General features: G+C 41.2%; 9 protein-coding genes. 7 read left to right on the forward strand and 2 right to left on the reverse strand.

What is annotated here, in order from left to right; all coding sequences use genetic code 11:
• Positions 1-96 precede the first annotated feature (96 nt).
• A complete protein-coding gene (locus tag IE039_RS07985) occupies positions 97-1,548 on the reverse strand; it encodes a peptide MFS transporter (protein ID WP_019040724.1) in 1,452 nt (483 codons plus the stop codon).
• A 286-nt stretch (positions 1,549-1,834) separates the two neighbouring features.
• On the opposite strand from IE039_RS07985, the gene IE039_RS07990 reads away from it, so the two are divergent.
• On the forward strand, positions 1,835-2,185 hold the full coding sequence (locus IE039_RS07990) for a hypothetical protein (protein ID WP_019040723.1): 351 nt from the start codon (positions 1,835-1,837) through the stop codon (positions 2,183-2,185).
• A 48-nt stretch (positions 2,186-2,233) separates the two neighbouring features.
• The gene (locus tag IE039_RS07995; protein WP_189429004.1) at positions 2,234-3,313 is read left to right on the forward strand and encodes a metaphase chromosome protein 1; all 1,080 of its coding nucleotides are present in this window, start codon (positions 2,234-2,236) and stop codon (positions 3,311-3,313) included.
• A 46-nt stretch (positions 3,314-3,359) separates the two neighbouring features.
• Here IE039_RS07995 and IE039_RS08000 read toward each other — a convergent pair whose 3' ends face one another.
• Positions 3,360-3,683 carry a hypothetical protein gene (locus tag IE039_RS08000; protein ID WP_189429005.1) on the reverse strand — a complete coding sequence of 108 codons (324 nt, stop codon included), beginning with the start codon at positions 3,681-3,683 and terminating at the stop codon, positions 3,360-3,362.
• 255 nt (positions 3,684-3,938) lie between these two features.
• Here IE039_RS08000 and gmk point away from each other — a divergent pair, with 255 nt between their 5' ends.
• The 5 genes from gmk (at position 3,939) to IE039_RS08025 (ending at position 6,166) form a co-directional block, all read left to right on the forward strand.
• On the forward strand, positions 3,939-4,535 hold the full coding sequence (gene gmk, locus IE039_RS08005) for a guanylate kinase (protein ID WP_010005819.1): 597 nt from the start codon (positions 3,939-3,941) through the stop codon (positions 4,533-4,535).
• An 11-nt stretch (positions 4,536-4,546) separates the two neighbouring features.
• Positions 4,547-4,759 (forward strand): DNA-directed RNA polymerase subunit omega, encoded by a 213-nt coding sequence (gene rpoZ / locus IE039_RS08010; RefSeq protein WP_010005818.1) that lies wholly within the window; start codon positions 4,547-4,549, stop codon positions 4,757-4,759.
• 98 nt (positions 4,760-4,857) lie between these two features.
• Positions 4,858-5,367, forward strand: a complete 510-nt coding sequence (locus tag IE039_RS08015) for a peptidylprolyl isomerase (protein ID WP_010005817.1) — start codon at positions 4,858-4,860, stop codon at positions 5,365-5,367.
• A gap of 42 nt (positions 5,368-5,409) precedes the next feature.
• Positions 5,410-5,787, forward strand: a complete 378-nt coding sequence (locus IE039_RS08020) for a CvfD/Ygs/GSP13 family RNA-binding post-transcriptional regulator (RefSeq protein WP_189429006.1) — start codon at positions 5,410-5,412, stop codon at positions 5,785-5,787.
• Between the two features lie 10 nt (positions 5,788-5,797).
• The gene (locus IE039_RS08025) at positions 5,798-6,166 is read left to right on the forward strand and encodes a hypothetical protein (protein ID WP_010004387.1); all 369 of its coding nucleotides are present in this window, start codon (positions 5,798-5,800) and stop codon (positions 6,164-6,166) included.
• Positions 6,167-6,379: the final 213 nt, after the last annotated feature.

A 6,379-nucleotide genomic window follows, 5' to 3' on the forward strand; every position in this document is an offset into this window, starting at 1 on the left:
CCGGTAGAATACCGACAAATGGCCGCTTGATTAGCTAAAATATTTTACTTTAACTTTTTGGGTACACCACATATTGTGAGCGCTTTTTTATGCAATTTATTCAACACCTTGCATCAAACCTTGAATACGCTTTGATAGGAAGACGAGAACAATACCAAGTACAACAGAACCTAATCCGAAGTAAGAGAAGTAAGCGACTTCAGATTTGGCGTTATACAACGTCACCAGTTGTGCGTTCAAAGCAGAACCTACAGCTGATGACAAGAACCACATTGACATCATTTGAGAATTAAAGGCTTTTGGTGCCAACTTAGTTGTGACGGATAGGCCGACAGGTGAAATTAACATTTCACCGACGATAACAAGGGCCCATGAACCAACTAACCATAGTGGTGATACTTTACCACTTGTACCATACAAAGCACCAGGAATGGCCATTAGCAAGAAGCTTAAGCCGGCAAACATCAAACCAACAGCAAACTTTGTTGGTGATGATGGTTGGTTTTTCTTCCAGGCAGTCCATAGCCAAGCGAAGAATGGTGTGTAAAGCATGATGAACAGTGGGTTTAATGATTGGAACCATGAGACAGGGAACCAAGATGAATCAAGACGTTCAGCAGCAAATGTTGCCAACACAACTGAGCCTTGTTCTTCAATCGCCCAGAACAAAACAGCAGCGATGAAAAGTGGGATGTAAGACACAACACGCAAACGTTCAGTTGACGTCACCTTTACTGAAGAAATCATCCAAGCAAAATAGAAAACTGGAATGGCGATCGCAACAATCGTCAAGAGATTGATGTAGGCAGGCAATGAATTCCAACCGACAAGGTTCATCACAACGATGATTGCAATAAAGCCAGCAACAGCTAAGCTTACCTTAACCAGTAATGGCTTAACTTCTTCTGGTGCTAGTGGATCAGTTGGGCGCAAGTAATGCGGATCCAATGTTTTCTTACCACCGAAGTAATAAACCAGCAAACCAATAAACATACCGATTGCTGCCAATGAGAAGGCCACGTGGTAACCTGCAGCTTCTTGTGCAGCACCAACAATAAGTGGTGCAATGAACGCACCCAAGTTAATACCAAACACAAAGATTGAGAAACCAGCGTCACGACGACGATCATGTTCGTCATACAATGTCCCAACCAATGTTGAAACGTTTGGCTTCAAGAAACCAGTTCCGATAATAATTAAGATGATTGACCCAAACAATGCGCTTGCGCCAAAAGGCAAAGCGAGCACGATATGTCCAAGCATGATGAGAACACCACCCCAGAATACAGCTGGACGTGCTCCGATGATACGATCGGCTACGAAACCACCGATCGTACCAGAAAGGTAAACCATTGAAGCGTAAATTGCCATGATTGATGCGGCTGTTGCTCGTGTAATGTGTAGATCACCAGTACTGATGAGGAACCACATATAGTAAAGCAAGATGGCGCGCATACCATAGTATGAGAAACGCTCCCACATTTCAGTCATGAACAGTGTTGACAGTCCTAAAGGTTGACCGAAAAATGTCTTTCCTTTGTCTTCCATAAAATCCTCCGATTGATTTTTGATACGTTGTTATTGAATTAACAACGTTACAAACATATTTATTAAAAATACCCTTCTATTTTACGCTAAAATGGTGTAAAATACAAATTATTTACCCAATTTAGTATCAAAATAATATCATATTAGCCGTGCTTAACCGATAGGTTGACGTGAAGATATCGCAAAATAGGGCGAATTAGTGGTCAGACCGTGGATTTATCTGTACAATAGAGGGTGAACGAATTTAAGTTAAAGGAATGACGTACCCGTTGGGGCGTCCAAAAGTATGGCAAAAGAAAAGTTTGACGCAGGGGAATTTATATCCTCACTATTCCACTATGCACATGATTTCAATTATAATCATATTGTTTTTGAGGCTAATCGGTATAAAGTATCGGTTAATTTGACACGTAGATCGGCAACCTATGGGAATGCTGACATGTTTTATGTGTCAGCAGATACGAAGTTGTTTGCACCCGTGATGTCTGCAATTAACGGTGCCATTGAAGTGGCGGAGCTCACTAGCAAGCAACAAGCCGTGGTGGCGACACCGGCGTTAGAACGCCAAGAACAAGTTTTCCAGTTCCGCTTACGTGAATTTGGTCATGGGAAGTATAGTTTGGATCTTAGTATCTAACAATATTTTAGAAGGGGGGGCGTGCGATATCATGCACGCTAATAAAATATGAAGCAAGGTAAGTCAGCACAAATTAAAAATTTGAAGCATCGGCAACAGCAACAGAAATTTATGAATAAGCATAAGTTGCCGGAATTCAACTATAATGAATTCGCTGGATTTTTAAGAGCGCGTTATTATTTAACGCACCGACAAAAGTATAGCCCTGAAACGTTTGAAGTGGCCTCATTCTTCTTGGATGATGTCATTGCGATGATGGTTAACCATAACTTTACCAGCTTCACGAGCAATGAACGGGCGGTCGTTAAGTTAAATGAAGTCATGCAAGCCGCATTGGTCAATAGTGATGATCGCGATTGGCGTTACTTTGTGATGCTTGTGCCAGTGCTCTATGACATGCAACAATTCTTGGTTAAAGAAGGTAGCGTGAATGAACGCTTTGTGGCACACGCACCGAAGTTTGACATTAACTTCTGGCGCATGATTATGCGCACGGTGATGGCAATTAACTTCTTCAAGTGGCAAGGTAAAGATGTGGCTGAATTGATGAAGACATCTTCCGCAATCGATGATTTGCAATTCAAGTTCTTGCAGGTGGACGATAAGGATGATCACTTTAACCTACCAGTCATTGCTGAGACGTTTAGAGGGTTGTCACCAAAGATGAAGCCCTTAAAGGACGCTGATTCAGTTGTTGCGCTTGAATCTAAGTTGACTGAAGCGCAAATTCAAGCTGAACTCGAATTTGCTGACAAGCGCTTGGCGCAATTCAAGGCGGCTTCTGTAAAAGATGTGGTCAGTGATAACGTGGTTAACATGTTGCGTGGGTTCCATGAAGGATTGGCGACTGAATATCAAGCGACGCATGACTTATGGCAACCAGCGATGTTTAATGCGTTAGCAACGGATAAGTTGTTTAATTATTGGTCACCGGATTGGGATAACCTTGATGGCATTGGTGGTGAGGTGAAATCTTATCTCACTTTCTTGAGTCAAAAGCAAGATATTAGTGGCTTAAGTGAATTTGTGACAGGGACTGCTGGTATTGATCGCTACATTGATGTGGCAGCCTTGAATCATCTTCTTGAGCAAATGCCAGAAGATGTTTTGGCAGAACGTGCCTTATAAAAATAAGTAAAAAGGACAATCACTATTGAAATAGCGATTGTCCTTTTTATAATGTAATATGACGAATCGTACCAGGTAAAATGGTGGTCATTTGATGGGTTTTGGGGGATTGGATTAAAATTTCCCCATGTTGATTCTGATAAACATAACCAGTGAAGTTCGTCACTTCTTCAGATAGTAGTGACACATTGACTTGAATCATGACGACTTGATCTGAATTTAGTGCGACTGCCAAGCGATCAATCAAGTCATCAGCTGGGAGCTGGCACTTTAAAGGCACACGTCTTTTCGGCGTGAGTAGCTTTTTAAGGCGATGCATATGATGTTGTAGTTGCGTAGCAACGGGTTGGTGTACAAGATAATTTTGCATAAACCTGCTCCTTGATCATACGATAGTCTTATCATACGAACAAATGTTCAAAAAAGCAACTATTATATTTTGACTTTACTTTTTCTTGAACATTCGTTCGGGTATAAGATGTTGATAAAATGCGGTATTTTGTGGATAACCACCTTATTTGTCCATGGGAACAAACATTCTATTCGGGCGATTCTTTGACGAACCATTGAATAACAAGGGGAAAGCCTGTATAATGTTATCATTAGTACATAAAGAGGATAAATGATGACGCAGCGTGGTTTACTAATTGTGCTTTCGGGCCCTTCCGGTGTTGGTAAGGGAACGGTGCGCAAGGCTATTTTTGAAGAAGAGGGTATTGATTTTCAATATTCAATTTCAGCAACAACGCGTCAACCACGTGTTGGCGAGGTTGATGGCGAAGACTATTTTTTTGTTTCTCGTGAAGGATTTGAACAAAAAATTGTCAATGGGGATATGCTAGAATATGCCCAATATGTAAATAACTATTACGGGACACCTAAAAGCTTCATTGATGAAACGCTAGCGAGCGGTCGCGATGTCTTTTTGGAAATTGATGTCCAAGGTGCTTTGCAAGTAAAGTCAAAGATGCCTGAAGGTATTTACATTTTCTTAACACCACCAGATCTGACTAATTTACGCGAACGGTTGGTTGGTCGTGGCACTGATTCTCAAGAAGTTATTGAGAAACGTGTTGCTGCCGCCCGTGATGAGTTGAAGCAAATGATCAACTACGACTATGCCGTTGAAAATGATCAAGTGATTCACGCTGTTGACCGAATCAAGGCAATCATTACCGCAGAACGATTGCGTGTTGCGCGCGTTTTTGAAAAGACATTATAAGGAGAATTACCATGTTACTTTATCCATCCGTTGATAAGTTGCTTGAAAAAGTTGACTCACGTTACAAGTTGATTGCACTTGGGGCCAAGCGTGCCCGTGAATTGGATGCTGGCTTGCCTGCAACCCAAGAAAAGTTCAACTCAAATAAGTCAGTTGGTCAAGCACTTGAAGAAATTGAAAACGGTGATGTGATCATCGATCCTGATTTAGAAGATCAAGTTTAATACCGATCACACATCAGATATGAAACGCCCAAGGCACGACTTAGCAGGTGGCCGGTGTTTTTCAATTAAAACCAAGCATAATCGAGAGAGGTTCAATCATGACAGACTATCCACAACAAGATGCAGCGAACTACGCAGGTCCAGTTGCAACGTTTAAGACAAACCAAGGTGACATTAAAGTCAAGTTGTTTGCGGACATTGCGCCAAAGACAGTTGAAAACTTTACAACACACGCTAAGAACGGTTACTACGATAATGGGATTTTCCATCGTGTTATTCGCGACTTTATGATTCAAGGTGGCGACCCTGAAGGTACTGGTATGGGTGGCGAAAGTATTTGGGGCGGTAGCTTTGAAGATGAATTTTCTGACAAGTTGTTGAATGTGCGTGGCGCATTGTCAATGGCAAATGCGGGTCCAAACACAAATGGCTCACAGTTCTTCATTGTACAAGCTGATGAAACACCATGGTTAAACGGCAAGCATACTGTTTTCGGTCAAGTTATCGAAGGTATGGATGTTGTGGATAAGATTGCCGGCGTCGCTGTCGATATGTATGATAAGCCACGTGAAGACGTTAAAATTGAAACGATTGAAATTGCAGACTAAGTGTCTGCTTTTTTTGTTATAATGGTAATGAGGATTTAAATTATGACTTATCATATTGGACAAAAGTTGAAAGGGCGTATTACAGGCATACAACCTTATGGTGCGTTTGTCATGCTAGATGACCATACCCAAGGTTTGATTCATATTTCTGAGTGCCGATCAGGTGTTGTACACGACTTGAATCACGAGTTGCAGATTGGCGAAGAAGTTGTGGTGACTGTTTTAGATATTGAGCAATACACCAATAAAATCAGTCTGTCTTTACGGCAAGACAACTTGATGCCAACCACAACATTACCTAAAAATATCAGCCTACGGAAACACTTTTGGACGAACAATCATCTAAACTATGGGTTTGCACCAATTGCAGCGCATCGCGATGAATGGATCGCTGAAGCTTTGGCACGTATTGATCAGTAAAGGAGAAGTTATGTCACTTATTGCAGCGACTGCGATTGCTTTTGAAAATGATTTACCCTATTTCCTTGTGGAAAAGACAGGAGATAGTTATCAGTTTTTCACAGCTAAAATCCATCGTCACCATCAAGAAACGTCTTTAGGTGTCGTGTTACGTGAATTGAAAAAGTTAGGGTTAGATAATTTTGATCATTGGCGTCTGGGTGAATTGACAAGTGTTCAAGCCGGTGATCAACTCTTGTCACTCTATTCATTTGAAGTCAATGATATGGCAGGTATTACCCAGGCATTGGCCAATCAATTGGAATTTGTACCGGCAAACAAGTTACACGGGTTGCTAGAAACCCTACAAACAACGGCGTTTGTTAGCTTTGAAGAATAATTTGAAAACTTTTTTGAAAAAAGTGTTGACTTTTTGTGAGAAGCGCGTATAATTTTAATAGTCGTCTGATACGCAAACAACAATTTCTGAAAGGAAATATCGAAAGAAGTAGTTGACAAGCGAGACGCAACGTAGTAGAATGATAAAGTTGTCTTAGCGGTGCGAAAGCGCAGCGGGGATGATTACGAAAAAACATTTTAAAAAAGGTGTTGA

Source organism: Leuconostoc lactis KCTC 3528 = DSM 20202 (assembly GCF_014651235.1).
Taxonomy (GTDB): domain Bacteria; phylum Bacillota; class Bacilli; order Lactobacillales; family Lactobacillaceae; genus Leuconostoc; species Leuconostoc lactis.

Coding starts and splice junctions, on each gene's coding strand:
- IE039_RS08020 (WP_189429006.1), top strand. CDS start 5,410: ATGACTTATCATATTGGACAAAAGTTGAAAGGGCGTATTACAGGCATA.
- gmk (WP_010005819.1), top strand. CDS start 3,939: ATGACGCAGCGTGGTTTACTAATTGTGCTTTCGGGCCCTTCCGGTGTT.
- IE039_RS07985 (WP_019040724.1), bottom strand. CDS start 1,548: ATGGAAGACAAAGGAAAGACATTTTTCGGTCAACCTTTAGGACTGTCA.
- rpoZ (WP_010005818.1), top strand. CDS start 4,547: ATGTTACTTTATCCATCCGTTGATAAGTTGCTTGAAAAAGTTGACTCA.
- IE039_RS07990 (WP_019040723.1), top strand. CDS start 1,835: ATGGCAAAAGAAAAGTTTGACGCAGGGGAATTTATATCCTCACTATTC.
- IE039_RS08015 (WP_010005817.1), top strand. CDS start 4,858: ATGACAGACTATCCACAACAAGATGCAGCGAACTACGCAGGTCCAGTT.
- IE039_RS07995 (WP_189429004.1), top strand. CDS start 2,234: ATGAAGCAAGGTAAGTCAGCACAAATTAAAAATTTGAAGCATCGGCAA.
- IE039_RS08000 (WP_189429005.1), bottom strand. CDS start 3,683: ATGCAAAATTATCTTGTACACCAACCCGTTGCTACGCAACTACAACAT.
- IE039_RS08025 (WP_010004387.1), top strand. CDS start 5,798: ATGTCACTTATTGCAGCGACTGCGATTGCTTTTGAAAATGATTTACCC.